The sequence below is a fragment of the Yoonia maritima genome (genome assembly GCF_003003285.1).
GTDB classification, from domain to species: Bacteria; Pseudomonadota; Alphaproteobacteria; order Rhodobacterales; family Rhodobacteraceae; genus Yoonia; species Yoonia maritima.
This window is the reverse complement of the sequence record NZ_PVTP01000006.1, coordinates 158,458-177,907: the sequence shown is the minus strand read 5'-3', so window position 1 is coordinate 177,907 and position 19,450 is coordinate 158,458. Positions and strand designations below refer to the sequence as shown.

At 53.2% G+C, this 19,450-nt stretch carries 20 protein-coding genes; 13 read left to right on the top strand and 7 right to left on the bottom strand.

All coding sequences use genetic code 11. The annotated features are described in order from the left end of the window. Nucleotides 1–3 precede the first annotated feature (3 nt). Nucleotides 4–489, top strand: coding sequence for a gluconokinase (locus tag CLV80_RS10885; RefSeq protein ID WP_106357952.1), 486 nt, complete (start codon nt 4–6; stop codon nt 487–489). On the opposite strand, the gene CLV80_RS10880 is transcribed toward CLV80_RS10885, so the two are convergent. Continuing rightward, nucleotides 472–1,515: a LacI family transcriptional regulator gene (locus CLV80_RS10880; protein WP_106357951.1), complete on the bottom strand. Its 1,044-nt coding sequence runs from the start codon at nt 1,513–1,515 to the stop codon at nt 472–474. The genes CLV80_RS10885 and CLV80_RS10880 overlap by 18 nt on opposite strands. Before the next feature lie 204 nt (nt 1,516–1,719). Between CLV80_RS10880 and CLV80_RS10875 the strand changes: the two genes are divergently transcribed. The 7 genes from CLV80_RS10875 to CLV80_RS10845 all read left to right on the top strand — a co-directional run bounded on the left by CLV80_RS10875 (nt 1,720) and on the right by CLV80_RS10845 (nt 10,220). Then, nucleotides 1,720–2,949, top strand: a complete 1,230-nt coding sequence (locus CLV80_RS10875) for an ABC transporter substrate-binding protein (RefSeq protein WP_243394516.1) — start codon at nt 1,720–1,722, stop codon at nt 2,947–2,949. An 81-nt stretch (nt 2,950–3,030) separates the two neighbouring features. Continuing rightward, nucleotides 3,031–3,969 (top strand): carbohydrate ABC transporter permease, encoded by a 939-nt coding sequence (locus CLV80_RS10870; protein WP_106357950.1) that lies wholly within the window; start codon nt 3,031–3,033, stop codon nt 3,967–3,969. Between the two features lie 10 nt (nt 3,970–3,979). Next, nucleotides 3,980–4,876, top strand: coding sequence for a carbohydrate ABC transporter permease (locus tag CLV80_RS10865; protein ID WP_106358002.1), 897 nt, complete (start codon nt 3,980–3,982; stop codon nt 4,874–4,876). 6 nt (nt 4,877–4,882) lie between these two features. Beyond that, a complete protein-coding gene (locus CLV80_RS10860) occupies nt 4,883–5,962 on the top strand; it encodes an ABC transporter ATP-binding protein (protein ID WP_106357949.1) in 1,080 nt (359 codons plus the stop codon). Beyond that, nucleotides 5,959–8,331: a beta-mannosidase gene (locus tag CLV80_RS10855; protein WP_243394513.1), complete on the top strand. Its 2,373-nt coding sequence runs from the start codon at nt 5,959–5,961 to the stop codon at nt 8,329–8,331. Before CLV80_RS10860 ends, CLV80_RS10855 begins: the two co-directional genes overlap by 4 nt. Nucleotides 8,332–8,345: 14 nt before the next feature. Continuing rightward, nucleotides 8,346–9,092: a sugar phosphate isomerase/epimerase family protein gene (locus CLV80_RS10850; RefSeq protein WP_106357948.1), complete on the top strand. Its 747-nt coding sequence runs from the start codon at nt 8,346–8,348 to the stop codon at nt 9,090–9,092. A gap of 9 nt (nt 9,093–9,101) precedes the next feature. Further along, nucleotides 9,102–10,220, top strand: a complete 1,119-nt coding sequence (locus tag CLV80_RS10845) for a Gfo/Idh/MocA family protein (RefSeq protein WP_106357947.1) — start codon at nt 9,102–9,104, stop codon at nt 10,218–10,220. A 41-nt stretch (nt 10,221–10,261) separates the two neighbouring features. Here the strand turns inward: CLV80_RS10845 and CLV80_RS10840 are convergent, their stop codons facing one another. From CLV80_RS10840 to CLV80_RS10830, 3 genes are all read right to left on the bottom strand, one after another. After that, nucleotides 10,262–10,468: a hypothetical protein gene (locus tag CLV80_RS10840; protein ID WP_106357946.1), complete on the bottom strand. Its 207-nt coding sequence runs from the start codon at nt 10,466–10,468 to the stop codon at nt 10,262–10,264. 34 nt (nt 10,469–10,502) lie between these two features. Continuing rightward, nucleotides 10,503–11,681: a dual-specificity RNA methyltransferase RlmN gene (gene rlmN, locus CLV80_RS10835; RefSeq protein ID WP_106357945.1), complete on the bottom strand. Its 1,179-nt coding sequence runs from the start codon at nt 11,679–11,681 to the stop codon at nt 10,503–10,505. 125 nt (nt 11,682–11,806) lie between these two features. Beyond that, complete coding sequence (locus tag CLV80_RS10830; RefSeq protein WP_207766560.1) at nt 11,807–12,337, bottom strand: invasion associated locus B family protein; 531 nt, start codon at nt 12,335–12,337, stop codon at nt 11,807–11,809. Nucleotides 12,338–12,534: 197 nt separating this feature from the next. Between CLV80_RS10830 and CLV80_RS10825 the strand changes: the two genes are divergently transcribed. Further along, nucleotides 12,535–13,524 carry an asparaginase gene (locus tag CLV80_RS10825; RefSeq protein WP_106357944.1) on the top strand — a complete coding sequence of 330 codons (990 nt, stop codon included), beginning with the start codon at nt 12,535–12,537 and terminating at the stop codon, nt 13,522–13,524. A gap of 43 nt (nt 13,525–13,567) precedes the next feature. Here the strand turns inward: CLV80_RS10825 and CLV80_RS10820 are convergent, their stop codons facing one another. Beyond that, nucleotides 13,568–14,425 carry a delta-class carbonic anhydrase gene (locus tag CLV80_RS10820; RefSeq protein WP_106357943.1) on the bottom strand — a complete coding sequence of 286 codons (858 nt, stop codon included), beginning with the start codon at nt 14,423–14,425 and terminating at the stop codon, nt 13,568–13,570. 252 nt (nt 14,426–14,677) lie between these two features. Here CLV80_RS10820 and CLV80_RS10815 point away from each other — a divergent pair, with 252 nt between their 5' ends. Then, nucleotides 14,678–15,466 carry an exodeoxyribonuclease III gene (locus CLV80_RS10815; protein ID WP_106357942.1) on the top strand — a complete coding sequence of 263 codons (789 nt, stop codon included), beginning with the start codon at nt 14,678–14,680 and terminating at the stop codon, nt 15,464–15,466. Nucleotides 15,467–15,502: 36 nt separating this feature from the next. Then, on the top strand, nt 15,503–16,108 hold the full coding sequence (locus CLV80_RS10810) for a sulfotransferase family protein (RefSeq protein ID WP_106357941.1): 606 nt from the start codon (nt 15,503–15,505) through the stop codon (nt 16,106–16,108). Between the two features lie 70 nt (nt 16,109–16,178). On the opposite strand, the gene CLV80_RS10805 is transcribed toward CLV80_RS10810, so the two are convergent. Together CLV80_RS10805 and CLV80_RS10800 are read right to left on the bottom strand one after the other, a co-directional pair. After that, entirely contained in the window at nt 16,179–17,111 is a 933-nt protein-coding gene (locus tag CLV80_RS10805; protein WP_165793369.1) for a type IV pili methyl-accepting chemotaxis transducer N-terminal domain-containing protein, read from the bottom strand. 51 nt (nt 17,112–17,162) lie between these two features. After that, nucleotides 17,163–18,089 carry a type IV pili methyl-accepting chemotaxis transducer N-terminal domain-containing protein gene (locus CLV80_RS10800; protein ID WP_106357939.1) on the bottom strand — a complete coding sequence of 309 codons (927 nt, stop codon included), beginning with the start codon at nt 18,087–18,089 and terminating at the stop codon, nt 17,163–17,165. Between the two features lie 389 nt (nt 18,090–18,478). On the opposite strand from CLV80_RS10800, the gene rsfS reads away from it, so the two are divergent. Both rsfS and rlmH read left to right on the top strand, forming a co-directional pair. Continuing rightward, on the top strand, nt 18,479–18,934 hold the full coding sequence (gene rsfS / locus CLV80_RS10790) for a ribosome silencing factor (protein ID WP_106357937.1): 456 nt from the start codon (nt 18,479–18,481) through the stop codon (nt 18,932–18,934). Continuing rightward, entirely contained in the window at nt 18,934–19,404 is a 471-nt protein-coding gene (gene rlmH / locus CLV80_RS10785) for a 23S rRNA (pseudouridine(1915)-N(3))-methyltransferase RlmH (RefSeq protein ID WP_106357936.1), read from the top strand. The genes rsfS and rlmH overlap by 1 nt, the downstream gene beginning before the upstream one ends. Nucleotides 19,405–19,450: the final 46 nt, after the last annotated feature.

The window sequence follows — 19,450 nt, the reverse complement described above, 5'->3', positions numbered from 1 at the left end:
TCAATGCAGCAAGCAATCATGGTCATGGGCGTTTCGGGCGCTGGAAAATCGACCATCGCAGCGGGATTGGCTGATGCGGTGGGCGGCGTGTTTTTGGATGGTGATGACTATCACCCCAAAAGCAACGTCGATCACATGGCGGCGGGTCACCCGTTGACGGACGAAATGCGTTGGCCCTGGCTTGATCAGCTCGCGGCGGCAGTGAACACCGCACGCAAGGACAAAGTAACAGTATTTGCGTGCTCTGCTCTTAAACGTAGTTATCGCGACTATTTGCGTGCTGCTGTGCCTGACCTGAAGATTGGCTATCTGGATGCGCCATATGACGTAGTATCAGCACGGCTGTCCGCGCGGCAAAATCATTACATGCCGACCAGCCTGTTAGACAGTCAGTTTGCCGCGCTTGAGGTGCCAGTATCGCCCGAGGTGTCAGTTTCTATTGATCAGCCCGTCGCGGAGATCATTAGCGCGCTAAAGGTTGTCGTCTAACGGTACTTCTAGTCGCTGCATTGGCGGGGTAGTTGGTTGCCTGATCGCCTGAATGGCGGCTTTGGCGAGGAACTCTCCAGCAGTGCCAACTTGTTCTGCAACCGTCAAAATGTCGGCACGAAATAGCTTCAGAAAGGGAAGAGCCTCTTTCGCGAAGACATCTATTTCTTTGCCAACCTGCCCACCGGATTGTTCAATCGCTGCAACGGCGGCCATGGCCGAAGATGTGGATGCGGTCAGTATCGCGTCAATTTCGGGGTGATCGCTTAGCGCGTTGTTAATATAGGAAACGACATCCGCGATCGAACTATCGCTGGTAACGCTATCCGCGACAATTGTTGTGACACCATGTTCTGCTGCAGCAGTATTTACGCCCGCCAAAAGATGAAGCGCGTAGCTGTGTTCAATCGGCGGCGCGATAACAAGGATGTTTTTGCGGCCATGCGCGACCAGTTTTGTTAGGGCGAGATGTCCAAAAGCTTCGTTGTCGTAGTCATAATAGGGATGCTGGTCTGCCCAGTTGGACCGGCCATGTGCGGCAAAGGGAAATCCGCGTTCCATTAGATAGGATACACGGGGGTCATCTGGGCGAATTTGGTTCAGGATGATTGCGTCAGCTGAGCCGGATTCGACAATATATCGGATCGGGTCCATTGGGTCTTGGTCTGGGAAAAACGGCGTGACGACCATGTGAAATGGAGTGTCACGTAGGCCGCTTGCGACTGACGAAATCAGTCGCGCGGTGTGGCTCATCAGGTCATGTTCTGTCGACATAACAAGGCCAATGACGTTCGTACGTCCCGTGCGTAACCGTACACCTGCACGGTTCGGAACATAGCCAATGTCTTTGGCGATTTTGCGGATTAGCTTTTTGGTTTCGTTCCCGATGTCGGGTGCGTCATTCAGGGCGCGCGACACCGTCGGCACGGCAAGCCCGCTAATCCGAGCGATTGTTTTTAGCGTTGGTTTTCCGTCTTTGGGGCGTTCAGCAGGCGCGCCGTTTGTCGGTACCTTCTTTTCTGGCATGGCGTGAATTCCTCCCTTGCGCGATTGAATTTCCACGGGAATTCACCCCCGCAGCCACCCGTATAATCCTAAAAACCATTCAATAACAACGCTTTGGTTCGGGTGTTCGCGTCTAAATATAACTCTGACTTAATTTTACTTGCTAGGTCAATCTAAATCGATATAGCTTTTCTACAACGATTTAGAACCAGGGAGGAGAGAATCGTGAAACTGACAACCAAATTGATGGCGTTCTCCGCTATCGTCAGTGCATCTTCCGCGTCAGCGGTCGAACTAGAGGTTATGCACTGGTGGACATCCGGCGGAGAAGCGGCAGCTGTAGGCAAATTTGCCGAAGCATGGGATGCATCCGGAAATAAATGGATTGATGGCGCGATTGCCGGCGGAGGTGATACTGCACGTCCAATCATGGTCAGCCGGATCATCGGTGGCGATCCCCCCGCAGCGTTCCAATTCAATCACGGTCGTCAGGCTGAAGAATTGATCGAAGCAGGTCTTCTTTTGGACCTAACAGATGTCGCCGAAGCCGAAGGCTGGGCCGACATCGTGAACCCACCAAACCTTTTGGACGCATGTACTGTTGACGGTCGCATTTACTGCGCGCCAGTTAATATTCACTCTTGGCAGTGGATGTGGTTGTCAAACGGCGCATATGAAAAGGCCGGTCTGCCGGTTCCAACGAACTGGACCGAATTTTCAGAGTCCGCTGGTGCGCTTCAAGATGCAGGTATTACACCGCTTGCGATGGGCGGCCAGTCTTGGCAGCAAAACGGTGCGTTCGGCGTGATCTCGGTTGCGTTGGCCGGTACCGAAGCATGGCTTGCCGTGAACCGCGACAAAAGCGTCGATGCGGTGATGAGCGATGAATATACGCGTGTATTCGAAGCATTCGGTGCGGCGCGTTCACTGTCCGAAGGTCTAAACGTTCAAGACTGGAACCAAGCGACCGCTGCAGTGATCAACGACACTGCTGGTGCGCAAATCATGGGTGACTGGGCACAGGGTGAATTTGCTTTGGCTGGTGAAGTCGCTGGTGAAGACTATTCTTGCCTACCCGGTTTGGGTGAAGTTGGCGTTCTGCAAACGGGTGGTGATGCGTTCTACTTCCCAGTTGTAGATGATGCTGAAATCACAGCAGGTCAAAAAGAACTGGCAGCATTGCTACTGTCTCCACCTGTTCAAGTGTCATTCAACTCTGCCAAGGGTTCGCTGCCTGTACGTGGTGATGTTGACCTGACAACTGTGAACGAATGTACACAAAAAGGTCTCGACCTTCTTGCCGCTGGCGCAACATTGCCTGCTGGTGAAACACTGCTGTCACCTGACACGGTGACACAGCTTAACGACCTGATGACAGAGTTCTGGAACACACCTTCCATGACTGCTGCAGAAGTTCAGTCCGCGTACGCCGATATTATCGCCGACGCTGACTAATTTCGTAACATGCTAAACGTGCATAGGCCCTCCTTTTCGGGGGCCTATGTCGCGGTGTAGCTATCACTCAGGGAGGAATAAATGGCGCTTTCCGATGCCTCAGATGTCACTGCGCAAGTAGGGCAGGGCACCCCAGCCCGAAAACCCACACGCATTTTTAAGAACTTGTCGTCAAAGATCGCGTCTTTGCCGATGGTGTTCACCGCACTCGTCATTTTCGTTGGCGGCACGGTTTGGACGATTGTCTATTCCTTCACCAGTTCCGGTCTTCTACCGCGCCTGAAATGGGTTGGTTTGGACCAATACGAACGTCTTTGGAGTAGCCGCAAATGGATGGTGTCGATCGAGAACTTAGCCGTCTACGGTATCTGCTCTTTGATCTTGACGCTTGTCATTGGGTTTACGCTTGCGGCGTTACTTGACCGCAAGGTTCGCGGCGAAGGCATGCTTCGTACCATTTTTCTTTATCCTTTTGCGTTGTCGTTCATCGTAACGGGTCTTGTGTGGCAGTGGATTTTGAACCCGCAGCTAGGTTTACAAAATGTCGTCCGCGGGATGGGTTGGGAAAGCTTTGCTTTCGACCCAATGAACAATTCAAAAATTGTTATGTTCGGATTGCTAATCGCGGGACTGTGGCAAGGTACGGGTTTGATCATGTGCATCATGCTCGCGGGACTGCGCGGCATTGACGAAGACATTTGGAAGGCCGCCCGCGTTGATGGGATCGGCACCGTAAAAACTTATATCCGGGTCATAATCCCCATGATGCGTCCTGTATTTGTGACGTCGCTGGTTCTGATCGGATCCGGCATTGTGAAACTTTATGATCTTGTGGTTGCCCAGACCTCTGGTGGGCCGGGGATTAGTTCGCAGGTGCCTGCGATGTACGTGATGACATCCATGTTTGGTGGTCAAAATCTTGGGCAGGGCTTTGCTGCTTCGACCATGATGCTGGTCACTGTTGTGATCATTCTGGTCCCTTGGGCAATTCTTGAATTTGGAGGAAAGAAGCGTGGCTGATTCAGGAACAATGACCGCTGCAATGACAGGGCCGCGCGGACCGAAACCCAAGCGCGCCTTTAACCGCACTAACATTATGATCTACGGCACGTTGATCGTTGTCGCACTTTACTACGCACTACCGCTTTATGTGATGATAGTGACCTCACTTAAGGGGTTGCCAGAAATTCAGATGGGCAACATCTTTGCCCCACCAATGGAAATTACCTTTGAACCGTGGGTTAAGGCATGGGCGCAAGCCTGTACCGGGATCAACTGTGATGGGTTGTCGCGCGGGTTCTGGAACTCTGTTCGTATTCTGATCCCGTCGCTGATTATTTCAGTCGCAGTGGCAAGCGTGAACGGCTACGCATTATCGATGTGGAAATTCAAAGGGTCAGAAGTATTCTTTGGCATCCTTATGATTGGCGCATTCATTCCGTACCAAATCATGCTGTACCCAATCGTTATCCTACTGCGCGAAGCGGGTCTTTACGGGTCACTGACTGGGCTGGTTCTTGTTCACGTGGCCTTTGGGATGCCGATTAACACGTTGCTGTTTCGGAACTACTTTGCATCGATCCCCGAAGAGTTATTCAAAGCTGCACGCGTTGATGGTGCTGGTTTTTGGGCGATCTTCTTTCGGATCATGTTGCCCATGTCGCTACCGATCTTTGTCGTGTCCTTGATCATTCAGGTGACAGGTATCTGGAACGACTTCTTGTTCGGCGTGACGTATATTTCTTCGCCTGATCGGTATCCAATGACCGTACAGCTGAACAATATCGTGAACTCTGTGCAGGGCGTGAAGGAATACAATGTGAACATGGCAGCCACGTTGCTGACCGGACTTGTTCCTCTCGTCATTTACTTTGCCTCTGGCAAACTTTTCGTACGCGGCATCGCTGCCGGCGCTGTCAAAGGCTGATAAAACATGACTAACTCTGTAGAAATCAAAAACCTCGACCTGTCATTTGGCGCCGTAAAGGTGCTGCAAAACCTGAACCTAGACATCGGCGAAGGGGAATTCCTTGTGCTGCTGGGTTCATCCGGATGTGGTAAGTCAACGCTGCTGAATTGCATCGCTGGCTTGCTAGAAGTCACCGACGGGCAGATTTTCATCAAAGGCAAGAACGTCACTTGGGCAGAGCCGTCAGAGCGGGGCATCGGCATGGTGTTCCAATCCTACGCGCTTTATCCGCAGATGAGCGTGAAAGGGAACCTCTCGTTCGGTCTGAAAAACGCAAAGGTCCCAAAGGACGAGATCGAAAAGCGGGTCGCGCGGGCGGCTGAAATCTTGCAGATTGAGCCGTTGCTTGATCGCAAGCCGGGCGCATTGTCTGGTGGTCAGCGGCAGCGTGTTGCCATTGGTCGTGCGCTTGTCCGCGATGTTGATGTGTTCTTGTTCGATGAACCTTTGTCGAACCTTGATGCCAAACTGCGCGTTGACCTGCGGGTCGAGCTAAAGCGCCTGCATAACCAACTGCAGAACACTATGATCTACGTGACCCACGATCAGGTCGAAGCCATGACGCTGGCCGACCGTATTGCCGTCATGAAGGGCGGCAAGATCATGCAGCTTGGCAGCCCGGATGAGATCTATAACCAACCGCGCAACCTGTATGTGGCGGATTTTATCGGCAGCCCGTCGATGAACTTCTTGGAAGGCCGGCTTGAGGCTGGAGAATTCAAAGTCGACGATATGGTTATGCCGATGAATGGCTATGAATTTGGTGCGCCGCAGACGGCTGACCGACCAGCGATCATCGGTATCCGTCCAGAACATGTTGTGACGGGTGAATTGGTTCGCAACGCGCCACTGCAATTTGAAGTCGACGTTGATCTGGTGGAACCGATGGGTTCTGACACGCTTGTTTACGCGAAACTGGGCAAGCACAGTTTCCGTATTCGGATGGATGGTCAGGCACGCGTTCGTGACGGCGAAAAAATCTCTATCGGGATCGACCCATCACGCGCGTCGCTCTTTGATAAATCAACCGAGGATCGTCTGTGACACATCTAAACTTGGCTGGTGAATGGTCGCTGTCGGATGACAGCGGCGATTACACCTGTGCAATGCATCTGCCCACCGATGGGATCACCGCGCTGCATGAGGCAGGGCTCATTGTTGATCCGTATTGGGGGCGTAACGAATATGACCTGCGTTGGATTTGCGAGCGCGACTGGACGGTCACGCGAAATTTCGACGTTACCGAAATCGATATAGATTTGGTGCTGTCCGAGGTCGACACTGTTGTGACGGTCAGCGTCAACGATCAAGTCGTGCTAGAGGCAGAGAACGCGTTTCGTACCTATCGCGTTCCATTGTCTGAGGTCGCAAGGGTAGGGACAAACACGATCAGCATCACGTTCCATTCGCCAGTTGTGGCGGGTGGGCAAAAGCAGGCTGCGCATCCTTTTCCGCTGCCCATCAGTAAGAACTGCCCAATTCCGGATGGGAATATGCTGCGCAAACCAGCCTGTGATTTCGGTTGGGATTGGAACATCGCGCTAGCGCCATTCGGCATATACGGCACTATGGCGATTGAGCCATCGCAAACCTCGCGAATTGACCGGTTGGCGATTACCCAAGAACACGCTGATGGCGCGGTCATGCTCGGTGTGACCGTTCATACGGCAAATTATACTGGCGACGTGTCGGCCACGATTTCCGGGCAAACTGTGACAGGTGTCGCCGAAAATGGCAGTTGCACGTTGACGGTCCAGATCGAAGATCCAAATCTGTGGTGGCCCGCCGATCAGGGCGACCAACCGCTATACGATCTGACCGTGACAGCTGGCGCTGCCACTGCACGCCGTCGGATCGGGCTACGCAAGATGGAGCTGGTAACTGAACCAGACGAGGCTGGGCTGGGATTTAAGTTCCGCATCAACGGTCGCGACATGTTCTGCAAAGGTGCCAACTGGATTCCGGCTGACGCATTGCCCGGCCGGATTACCGAGGAAAAAACGCGCGACTTGCTGCAGTCGGCAGTCGATGCGAATATGAACATGGTCCGTATTTGGGGCGGCGGTCGGTATGAGCCGACTTCGTTCTATGAAACCTGCGATGAATTGGGCTTGCTGGTTTGGCAGGACTTTATGTTCGCCTGCAATCTATACCCATCCGATAACGACTATCTGGATGAGGTCCGCGCCGAGATCAGAGACAATGTCGCTCGGATACATCATCACGCCTGCATTGCAGTCTGGTGTGGTGACAATGAACTCATCGGGGCGCTGGGTTGGTATGACTGCAGCATAAACGACCGTGATCGGTATTTGGTGAACTACGACCGCTTGAACAGGGCCATCGAAACACAACTTTTGGAAACTGATCCAACGGCAATATGGTGGCCGTCATCGCCTTCGCCGGGGCCAATGAACTTTGGCGATGCTTGGCACGATGATGGATCAGGCGACATGCATTTCTGGTCGGTTTGGCACGAAGGGCGCGATTTTGAACATTACAGGGATGTAAGCCCGCGCTTCTGTTCCGAATTCGGTTTCCAAAGCTATCCTTCAATGAACGCTGTGCGCAAGTTCGCGGGTGAGGCGGACCAGAACATCGCGGCACCCGTCTTGGAAAGCCATCAAAAGAATGAAGGCGGCAATGCGCGTATTGCGGAAACGATGTTCCGCTACTTCCGTTGGCCGAAGAACTTTGACGACTTTGTCTATATGTCCCAAGTCCAGCAGGGACTGGCGATTAAGACTGCCGTCACACATTGGCGTAGCCTGAAACCGCGCTGCATGGGGACACTAATCTGGCAGCTAAACGACACATGGCCAGTCTGTTCTTGGGCGTCGTTGGACCATGGCGGCGATTGGAAGCTGCTTCACCACATGGCGCGCGACTTCTATGCGCCTGTTCTGGTGACGGCAGTACCGCAGGAGGGGGAATTCGTACTGCGTGCGATCAACGACATGCCAGAGGCCTGCGATGTGACCGTGACAGTCTACGCCGTTGATATGACCGGGGCTTTGCGTGAACTGGGCGCAGGTGGCGCATCGGTTGCAGAAAACGCTGTCGATGTCCTGACCGTGTCGGCCAGCGATCTGCGTGCAGACGAAATGCTGCACTATGAATGGGAAGTATCGGACGGCACCAAGGGCAGCGATACCTTCGCGCCTAAACCCTACAAGGACTATGATCTGCCTGCGGCCAACCTGCTGTACAGCGTGGATGGGAATATGATCACGATCACTGCGGATACCCTCGCGCTGTTCGTCGCGGTCGAGGCGGACGTGCAAGGGCGCTGTGATGACAACGCTTTCACGTTGTTGCCGGGGCAGACCAAGGTCGTGGAGTTCACGCCAAGCAACCCAGATGACAAACCAAATTTCACGCTACGCGACCTGCATAGCGCGACCTACGCCTAAACAAGGAACTCAAGATGACACAGATTTCTTATCAACTCTTCTGCTCACGGAATTTCCCGCCGCTGGGTGATACGCTTACGATGCTTGCTGAAACGGGCTTTAAAGAGGTCGAAGGCTATGGTGGTCTATTTGGTGATATCGACGGTCTAAAGGCCGGTTTGGACGCGACTGGTCTGAAAATGACCAGTACCCATATCGGGCTGGATATGGCCGAAGATGACGCCGCGAACATGATCGCGGTTGCCAAGGACTTAGGTACGACCAAGGTTATCGTGCCATTTGTTATGCCCGATGATCGCCCCAAGGATGCCGCTGGTTGGGCTGCGTTTGGTGCGCGTTTGGCCGAAGCGGGCAAGCCGTTTCAAGACGCAGGGCTTGTGTTTGGCTGGCACAACCATGACTTTGAATTTGTTGCGACAGAAACAGGTGATCTGCCGCTTGATCTGATTGCTGCGGCATCTGACGATCTGATGCTTGAACTTGATCTTGGCTGGGTTCTGCGCGCTGGGCATAGCCCGGTTGAATGGATCAACAAATACGCGGGCCGCATTACCGCAGCACATATCAAAGATATCGCGCCAGCAGGAGAAAACGCTGACGAAGATGGCTGGGCCGATGTTGGCCATGGCGTTCAGGACTGGGCGCCGATTCACGCTGCGCTGCAAGCAACTGGCGTTGATCACTACGTCGTCGAACATGACAATCCCAAAGACCACGCGCGCTTTGCACGGCGCAGCTTGGCCACCATCCAAAAATTCTAAGAGGTTACCATGACTAAACTTGGCGTAGGCATCATCGGATGCGGCAACATCTCAACCTCATATCTCAAACTGGCCCCACTGTTTAAGTCGCTGGACGTGAAGGCCGTGGCCGACATCAACATGGACGCAGCCAAAGCACGTGCAGAAGAATTCGGCGTACGTGCAGAAACTGTCGATGATCTGCTAAAGGCAGATGACATTGATGTGGTCGTGAACCTAACCATCCCTGACGTGCATTTTGCGGTCACAAAACAGATCCTTGAGGCAGGCAAACATGCCTATTCTGAAAAGCCGCTTGTGCTGTCATTGGACGAGGGCAAGCAGCTACGCGATCTAGCGGCGTCAAAAGGTCTGCGCGTTGGTTCGGCCCCCGATACGTTCCTTGGCGGTGCACATCAGTTGGCGAGGGCACAGATTGATGCTGGCAAGGTCGGGCGCATCATTGGTGGGACATGCCATGTGATGGGGCATGGCATGGAGGCATGGCACCCGAACCCGGACTTTTTCTTTAAACCGGGCGGTGGTCCGGTTTTGGACATGGGGCCGTATTACATCACCAACCTGATCCAGCTGATCGGGCCGGTAAAGTCGGTCACGGCGCTTGCCACGGCAACCTTTGCAACACGGACCATCGGTAACGGTGATCGGCTCGGCGAAACAGTCCCGGTTGAAACGCCGACGAACATTCAGGCGCTGCTTGAATTCGAAAACGGTGCTGTTGTGACATTGGGCGCAAGCTGGGATGTATGGGCGCATCGTCATGACCACATGGAAATCTACGGTGAAAACGGTTCGATTTTCCTTCCTGATCCAAACTTCTTTGGCGGTGACGTCGAAATCAGTGGCGAAGACAAAGAAATCAGCACCGTTGAGCCGTGGGAACATCCATTCAGCGTGGCCAACCAAGACGAACGCGCAAACTATCGCTGTGCGGGGCTGGCGGATATGGCGACTGCGATTGCAGAAGGGCGTGAACATCGCTGCAATATTGACGTCGCTGTGCATGCGGTGGACGTGATGACCAGCATCCTTAAGGCAGGTGAAGAACGTAGGTTTGTCGAAATGACAACGACGTGTGAACGCCCGGCGGCACTATCGCCGGATGAAGCGCGCGCCTTGCTTGCATAAAGTTATGCCCGCCATTCGAAAACGAATGGCGGGCATATTGATTAGATAGCGTGTGTCATTGCCTGATGCGCAGGTTGTGCACGTATCGGCATCCGCAGCGACCTATTCGTTAGCGCGGATGCGCGTTGTTTCAGATCATTGCGCACAGCGTCCCGGACAAGGCTGGCAATCGCAACCTCATCACGGCCTGCCACATGTTCAAGCGCATCAAGAAGTTCGGGCGGTAAATCGAGCATAATATGTTTCATGCGTTATGCTTAATGAAACACGATGAATATCTCGTTAAAGCCCGGTCTCTTGTGCGATTTGTGCACGACTTTTTCGTTGGCGTTCGGTCGCTGACTTTAGCTGACCGCATGCTGCCATGATGTCTTCGCCGCGTGGTTTACGCACTGGCGATGAATATCCAGCGTTATAAACGATATCAGCAAACGCACGAATACGGTTGTTCGACGAACGTTTATAGGGTGCACCGGGCCATTCGTTGAATGGGATGAGGTTGATTTTTGCTGGGATGCCTTCGATCAGTTTAACCAAGCGCCGCGCGTCTTCGTCAGAATCGTTCACGCCATCCAGCATCACATATTCAAACGTGATCCGTTCGGAATTTGATGCCTTAGGGTAAACGCGTAGCGCATCGAGTAGATCGGCGATGGGCCAGCGTTTGTTAATTGGGACCAGCTTGTCGCGGACTTCGTCTGTTGTCGCGTGGAATGATACCGCCAACTGACAGCCGATTTCTTCGGCAGTGCGGGCGATTTCAGGAACGACACCAGATGTCGACAGCGTAATGCGACGACGGGACAGCGCGATGCCTTCGGGATCAAGCGCGATCTTCATCGCGTCACGCACGTTTTCAAAGTTATAAAGCGGTTCGCCCATGCCCATCAGAACGATGTTCGACAGCAGGCGGGGGGCAGCAGTGTTGCGCGCACCTTGCTCTGGCCATTCACCCAAATCATCGCGGGCCAACATGACTTGGCCGATGATTTCACCGGGGGTCAGGTTGCGCACCAGTTTTTGCGTGCCCGTGTGGCAGAATGAACAAGTGAGCGTACAGCCAACTTGGCTAGAGATGCAAAGCGTCCCGCGATCAGTTTCCGGGATATAAACGACCTCTACCTCGTGGCCACCTGCGATGCGGACCAGATATTTGCGGGTACCATCATCCGATATCTGGCGGGTCACGACCTCTGGTAGGGAAATCACGAATGTTTCAGCCAGCATCGCGCGATAGTCTTTTGACAGATTGGTCATCTGATCAAAATCGCGGACACCCCAATGGTAGAGCCATTGCCAAATCTGACCGGCACGCATCTTGGCTTGCTTCTCCTTTGTGCCCGCGGCGATCAACGCGTCGCGCAGGGCAGGGCGGGTCAGGCCAACAATGTTTTGTGGACCATCCGGCAGCTTGCGCGGGATCGTCAGGACGTCCTGGGTGATGGGGGCCTTGGGGTCCATTGGGTGCTCCAAATCGGGTTTAAGCGTTGCATATAAGAGCAACGGGCCGCTTTCACAAGAAAAGCAGCCCGTTTCTTAAGAACATATTTATCCCTGCCATAGGCACGGATTTTAATGCAATGGGTTTAGCCAGCGCACTGGGATGCTGCCTCTTCCACGGCGGCAGTGAAACCTAGCAGGCTAAAAGTATCTTGTGTCTGCGTGCCACGGCCAGAGCGGCCAGTCACAACAGCATCGGCACCGCGCTTCATTGCAGCAACAAATTTTGCGTCATCTTCGGCGCTTGCAGGCCATGCAAATTCACCTTCGGTGAACATCTCAAGTGTCGTATCGCCGACCTTCATTGAAACGGTTGACCCACTTGCGAAGGGATAACCACCTGCGAACATCACCTGGCCGCTGACTTCGCCAGATGGGCGATAAAACACGATAAGCTGAATTTCACCGCGGCGCACGGTGACGGGTTGACCGTCACGGGTGTTGGTGGTGTTCACCGGCGCAGAAACAGCCCAGCACTCTTTTGGGTCGCTTTCGACATAAACGGCCCAGTCTGTATTTGCAGCCACGCGGTTTTCGCTCGACTCCTGTGCCGTTGCCGTGTTCGCACAAACCAGTGCCGCTACAACGCCAAACGTGCGCGCAATATTCAAAATCATCTCGCAGCCTCCAAGCTGTCTTTGCCTCTTAATGGTCCAATCGCTACCTCGGTACACTCGCGGTACCTTTGGACTGGCAGGACCTTTATTAACCCGATAACCTAAGCTCTATCAAAAAAACGTGCCAAGGGGAAAGCCCCCAAAACTTTGATGGGCGCGCTATCGCAATGACACTTACAATCCAAAAAGGCAAAAGAATGGCAAATCCTGTTGATCTAGTAGAAGTTTGGCGTGGGGAGCTGCTTGAATGCGTGCATCAAGGGCACGCTGTTATTTGCGATGACACTGGCGAAATTGTGAACGCGTGGGGCGACCCGTCTGCAGTTATTTTTCCCCGTTCGTCATGCAAAATGATCCAAGCATTGCCATTGCTGGAAAGCGGCGCAGGGGCGCATCTATCGCAAGAGCAGTTGGCGTTGTCATGCGCATCGCACCAAGGTGCAGCCATTCACACCGATCGCGTTGGTGTATGGCTCAAAGATCTGGGGATGACGGATGCGGATTTTCGCTGCGGTCCACAGGTGCCCGGCGACAAACCCGCACGCGATGCGTTGATCCGCGCGAATGAACAGCCATGCCAAATTCACAATAACTGTTCGGGTAAACATGCTGGATTTCTGACCTTGAACAAGCATCTGGGCGGCGGTGCCGATTACGAAAAAATCGACCATCCCGTTCAGCAGGCAGGCAAAGCCGCATTCGAGGAAACAACACAAGAAACAAGCCCGACCTATGGTATTGATGGCTGTTCTGCACCGAACCATGCCAGCACGGTACATGGGCTTGCACGCGCAATGGCGTTTTTCGCAAGCGCCCATGATCGGTCTGATCTGCGCAGTACGTCAGCAGTAAAACTGCGCGACGCGATGATGGCCTATCCAGAGCTGGTCGCAGGCGAAACACGTGCCTGCACTGATCTGATGCGGGCGATGGATGGGCGTGTCGCGATCAAGACAGGCGCAGACGGTGTGTTTGTCGCGATCATCCCGGAAAAGCGTCTTGGCGTCGCGCTGAAAATCCGTGATGGGGCGACCCGTGCGAGCGAATGCGCGATTGCAACGATTTTGGTAAACTTGGGTGTGCTGGACGTGAAACACCCTGCTGCGATTGCGCGGATGTCTCCGGTACTTAAAAACTGGCGCGGCTTTGAAGTGGGGCAGGTCCGCCCCGCCGCTGCACTCGCGTAAGCGTGCAGGGGCGCTGGTCAACCCAACGCCCCGACGTTTAGTTTTACTGCGCGATTTCTGACAGCAGGTCAGTGTTCACAACAAGGTTACGCACGCCGTGTGCGTGATCTTCTTCAAAGACGTTGCCTTCGAACCATGTGCCAACTGTGTTGATGTCAACGCGAGCGACGTTCGGGCGAACGTTCCAAGTCACTTGGAAAGGTGAACCGTCTTCGTTGTAGCCCGGACCAGTTGTCGAACCGGCGTAGGTTACGGCTGTTCCAGTATCGCTCGGGATGTTTGGTGCCTGATACAGACCGTCGACGGTTTCGACCTTTGCAAGATCGTTAAAGTCCAATGCCTCTGCGTCGTTCACAAGCACAAACACCTGTGCCTCTACGCGCAGTTGTGGGTTGTTGATCGCGTCGGACAGGCAGGTGCCCAATGTTGGGCCAGGCTGCGCTTGGGCAGTCGAGAAAACATAGTGGACTTCGATTGTATCGCCGGGCTGCAGGTCGCCATGTTCAGTCGCGCCAATCGGGCTGTCGATTGGGGCCAGTTCGGCGTCTGACAGTTCACCAGTGTATTTGTAGCCTGTTCCATAACCGTGGCCGTCCCCATTGCCAGCATATTCGGTGAATTCGCCGCCGCGGTGTTCAGCGTTTTCATGAAAGTGAATGTCGCAAAGGTTCATCTCTGTGAAAGCAGGAGCGGCCTGAAACGCGCGTGTGTTGGCTCCAGAAACTTCGCTGATGTCGCGTGGGGACTGCGGACCAAACCCTGCACCCTCGGTGCTAGTAGCAAGCGCCGCACGTTGGTCAGCAATGACGTCGTCGCCAACGTTTGTTTCCGCAGCGAATGCTGCGTTATGAAATGCAATTAGAGACGTCACAGCGACGACCATGGCTGATTTGTTTCTCATGAGGGTGTTCCTTACTTTTGTCTTGGATCGGCTTATTATGGCTAGAGGTTATAAGGGCTTATGTAATCTTCGGGAACCCAACTCCGAAACCGTCCCAAAGTACAATCACGTAAGCGTGCCTTGATAATTGATCCGATTTTTCGGATTTTGTTAAGAAAACAAGCTAATGCTTGAACATAATTGCGCTGAGGTGCACACATAGCGGGCGAATGTGCGGCTGCACGCGGAACGTCAACGAAAGAGCGGAACCCTATGCCTTTTACCCTTGCTACGTGGAATATTAACTCGGTTCGACTGCGTGAAAATATCGTCGCAAAGCTCATGAGCGAAGAAGTGCCTGATGTGCTGTGTTTGCAAGAATGCAAAAGCCCAGTCGACAAAATTCCTCTCGAGCAGTTCCAGTCGTTGGGGTACACGCACATGGTTGCGCGTGGCCAAAAAGGTTACAATGGCGTTGCGATTTTTTCGAAAATTCCGATGGTCGAAGCCGCAGCCGAAGATTATGCCGCACTTGGCCATGCGCGTCATATCGCGGGGCGTCTGGAAAACGGCGTCACGATTCACAACCACTATGTTCCTGCTGGTGGCGATGTCGCTGATCGCGAAGTGAACGAAAAATTCGGTCAAAAGCTGGATTACCTGACCGACATGCGCGACGCATACCATGCCGCCAAGCCAGAGAAATCTATTCTTGTTGGCGACCTGAATATCGCGCCGCGTGAAGATGATGTTTGGGACCACAAAAAGCTGCTTAAGGTCGTTAGCCACACCCCGATCGAGGTCGAACATTTCGCTGATGTCATGGCCGCTGGCGATTGGGCCGATGTGACCCGCAATGATGTTCCAGAAGGTAAGCTGTACAGCTGGTGGTCCTATCGTGCCAAAGACTGGGACGCCGCCGACAAAGGCCGCCGTTTGGATCACATCTGGGCAACCTCGGATATCAAGAACGCAGGGCATTCAAGCCGGGTTCTGCGTGACGCACGCGGTTGGGAAAAGCCAAGCGACCACGCCCCCGTATTCGCAACCTTTGATTTGTAATGAACGACCTAGAAACTACACGAGGGCTATGTATTCGTGCGCTTATTTAATCTTGGCCTGCCTAAATCTGGAACGACCACGCTACATACTGCACTGGTTAAATCTGGTTTGAATTCCGCCCATTGGAAATTCCGTTCTGCCGATCAGGGAACGAAAAAAATTACGCGCCGTTTCGTGGGCGAGGCGATTTATTCTAGCTACTTGACTGGTGGCGATCCACTTGCTGAACTGACCCAGTTTGACGCAATTACTCAGCCAGATGTGATCATGCCTCCGTTAAGTTTATGGCCGCAAATGGATGTCTCGGTCCTATCACAGGTCAGAGAGCATCATCCGACTTGCCTCTTTTTGATGTTAACTCGGTCTCCAGAAAAAGTGGCGGACAGCATGCTGCGGTGGTCAGACCTTCATGAACGCCTTAAAAAGCGAAGAGCACCCGGTCTATCGAATTGGCATGTGTCGTCTCGAGAGGGTTTAGTGGCTTGGATATCTAGCCACTATGATAATATGAGGGATACGTTTGGAAGCGATAAAAGGTTTCTTGAGGTGGACATCGCTGATCACGATGCGTCCGAGAAGCTTAGTCACGCGCTTGGTGTTGAAATCAAGTGGTGGGGAAAAGCGAACGTTAACACGATCTAAAGTGACCTTTTCTCGTCGTTACATCAATAAAGGCCCTGCCTGACGGCAAGGCCTTTATTGTTCCTCGGGCTTAGCGTTTATGCGTGCGCTCGGCGTATTCTTTGTAGTCATCTAGTAGGTGGTCTAGCTCGGCAAGTTCGACTTCGAGATCATGAAAAACTTCGGTCTTTTGGTCGTTGGTCAGTTCACCACCATCGATCAGGATTTGTTCGTTCGCTTTGATGGTGTCCCAACGCGCCAGCAGATGATCCAAATCGTCACGGATTTTATCTGTCGGAGCTTCTTGAAGGCCCGCTTCGGGCATGCCAAAGCGGAGAGCTTTCAGTGAAGTTTCGAAAACAGTGACTGTCGCAGCTAAATCTTCGCGCGCTTCTTCGGCGTGATAACCTGCCCAAACTTCGCATGCGTCCTTTGCCATTTTTTGTGTCAACATGCGTTGGCGACCTGCGATTTCGATCATCATCGCATCGGCGGCTGTGATTTCATAGGGGTGCGCATATTGGCCGGTAATGTCGGCCGCCAATGCCGTGGTGAGCTCAAGTAGCGGCATGTTTTGGTCATCAATGGCAAGTGCGCTTTGCGTGTCATGCGCATCGGCTAGGATCGCATCAACTGCGTCATGCATATTGAGCCATTCGTCATAAACATGCGATATATCTTCAAGCGTACGTCGGCGGGTTTCAGGGTTCAGAATGTGAAGCGCATCATCGCCGTCACGTAGGGCATAGATATAACGATCAAACTGTTCAGTCGCATGGGTTAAAACTTCGTGCGCTTCGTCGGTATCTATATCGGACGACAACGCGCAAGACGCGGCGGCTACCTGCTGTGTTAATGTGCGCAGCTGTCCAGCGACACGAATGCGGTCTGCACCATCAGATTCGATATCGTATTGGGCTTCGATCAGCGCGGTTTCGGCCGGTATTTCGTCCGCATGTATCGCCGTTGCGGCAGTGTAAAGAAGAAGAGCGAGCGCCGTGCCGTTGTGAATATGGCGTAGCATGTCGGTTTCCTTTCGGGGAAATATCATGGATTTTTGGAACAAACAGAACGCTTAATGGGCGCGCTCTGCGTACTCTTTGTAATCAAGAAGTAGTTGATCAAGCTCGGCCAGCTCGACTTCTAGATCGTGAAAGACTTCAGTCTTTTGATCATCGGTCAGTGTGCCGCCATCTACCAGTATCTGTTCGTTCACTTTGATGATTTCCCAGCGCTCCAACAGATGATCCAAATCGGCGCGGATCGTGTCGTTTGGTGCTTCTTGCAGCCCCGCTTCGGGCATACCGAACCGCAATGCACGGAGCGAGGTTTCAAAGATAGTCATTGTTTGCGCAAGATCTTCTTTGGCTTCTTCAGCGTGATAGCCCGTCCAAATTTCACAGGCATCCTTGGCCATCTTTTGCGTAAGCATGCGTTGGCGGCCCGCGATTTCGATCATCATTGCGTCGGCTGCGCTAATCTCAAAGGGGTGCGTGTATTGGCTGGTGATATCGGACGAAAGGATCGATGTGAGCTCAAGCAGTTTTAGGTTGTGATCGTCGATGATATGGGCGCTTTCGACATCGTGGCCATCCACCAAAATGGATTCGATTGCACCGTGGATTAGCTCCCACTCTTCGCGAACATGGTCGATATCGGCGATGGTCAGGCGACGGGTTTCTGGGTGCAAAATGTGCAGGCCTTCGTCGCCGTCTTTCAGTGCTACGATATAGCGATCAAACTGAGCAGTCGCATGCTCCAAAACATCATGCGCTTCTTCGACTGCAATATCAGAAGTGAGCGCGCAGGATGCGGCAGCGACCTGTTGGGTCAGTGTGCGAAGCTGTCCAGCAATACGAATGCGATCAGCACCATCAGATTCGATATCGTATTGCGCTTCGATAATTTCGGCTTGATCGGTGTTTTCTTGTGCGGCGCTTGTCGTTGCCGAAAGTACGGCCATAGAGATAAGCGTAAACAACGCGTGACGGGTACGAGACATGAAGATGGTCCAGTTATTTTGAGATGAATAATAAGGAATTTCGTGGCGTAACTTTGCGTGAAAAATAAGACCGAAACATGATATATTTTTCACAATTGCAGTGAGTTATGCGTCAAGCGCAAAGCGGCTTTTATTTGGGTGCAGGCCAAGATCCCCACTGGTTGTGGCTTGTTATTTGGTCGCCTAGGATTTCTGGCTTTGAAAAACGTGAAACTGACGTGATAAGCAGGGCGGTGGGTACTGTTTCCGCCATTTGCCGCATAAAAATAGGGTGTTCTTGCCTGTTTTGGCGCTTTCAGCCATTGCATGCCCCGCGCGAATCCGCGACATGGGCGTCTGTCTTTCGTAGTTTTGTTGAAAAATGCGTGGGGCGTTGCTAGTTTTATAGCATGCCCGGCGCCGGGGCCATGACGGCGTATATTAAGGAGGACAATGTTCTGTCTCTTTCTACATCGGCAGCCGATGCTGCCAACGCAGGGGCCAAAGCGATGAGCGCCCCAAAAACTGCGACCAGCGATGCGCTTTTGGCTGCTGTTCTCAAGTCACTTGACGACGACAAAGGTGAAGACATCGTGCAGATCAATCTGCGCGGTAAATCAGAGATGGGTGATTATATGGTTATCGCCTCTGGCCGTTCATCCCGTCAGGTGAACGCTATGGCCGAGAAATTGGCAGAGCGTCTAAAGCAGGAATTCGGTACCTTTTCAAAGATCGAAGGTAAAGAAACTGGCGATTGGGTTCTGATCGATACGGGCGATATCATCGTTCACATCTTCCGTCCCGAAGTGCGCGAATTCTATCAGCTTGAAAAGATGTGGCAGCCCGGGTCCGCAACGGCAAGCTGATGCGTGTTCAAATTTGTGCAGTGGGCCGGCTTCGGCAGGGCCCAGAGCGCGACCTTTATGACGACTACCTGACCCGGTTTGACCGGACGGGCCGGGCGCTTGCACTTGGCCCTGCACAACTGATCGAGGTCGAAGATAAAAAGGGCGGCGGTATGCCCGCCGAGGCCCAGTTGCTGCAAAAAGCCATCCCCACCGGATCGTTAATCTGCACGATGGATGAACGCGGCAAGGTGATGTCATCCCCTGATTTTGCGAAAATGCTGGCTGGTTGGCGTGACCAGGGTCGCCAAGACGTGTCCTTTGTGATTGGTGGCGCCGACGGCATCGACCCCAGCCTGCGCGCCCAAGCGGATGCATCGCTTAGTTTTGGCAAAATGGTTTGGCCGCACATGCTCGTCCGCGTGATGTTGGCCGAGCAGCTGTATCGTGCCGTATCCATACTATCCGGCGGCCCTTACCACCGGGCGTAGTTCCGCCTTCGGCGAGAGTATTTTGATCAAAGCGAGGATGTGGCGT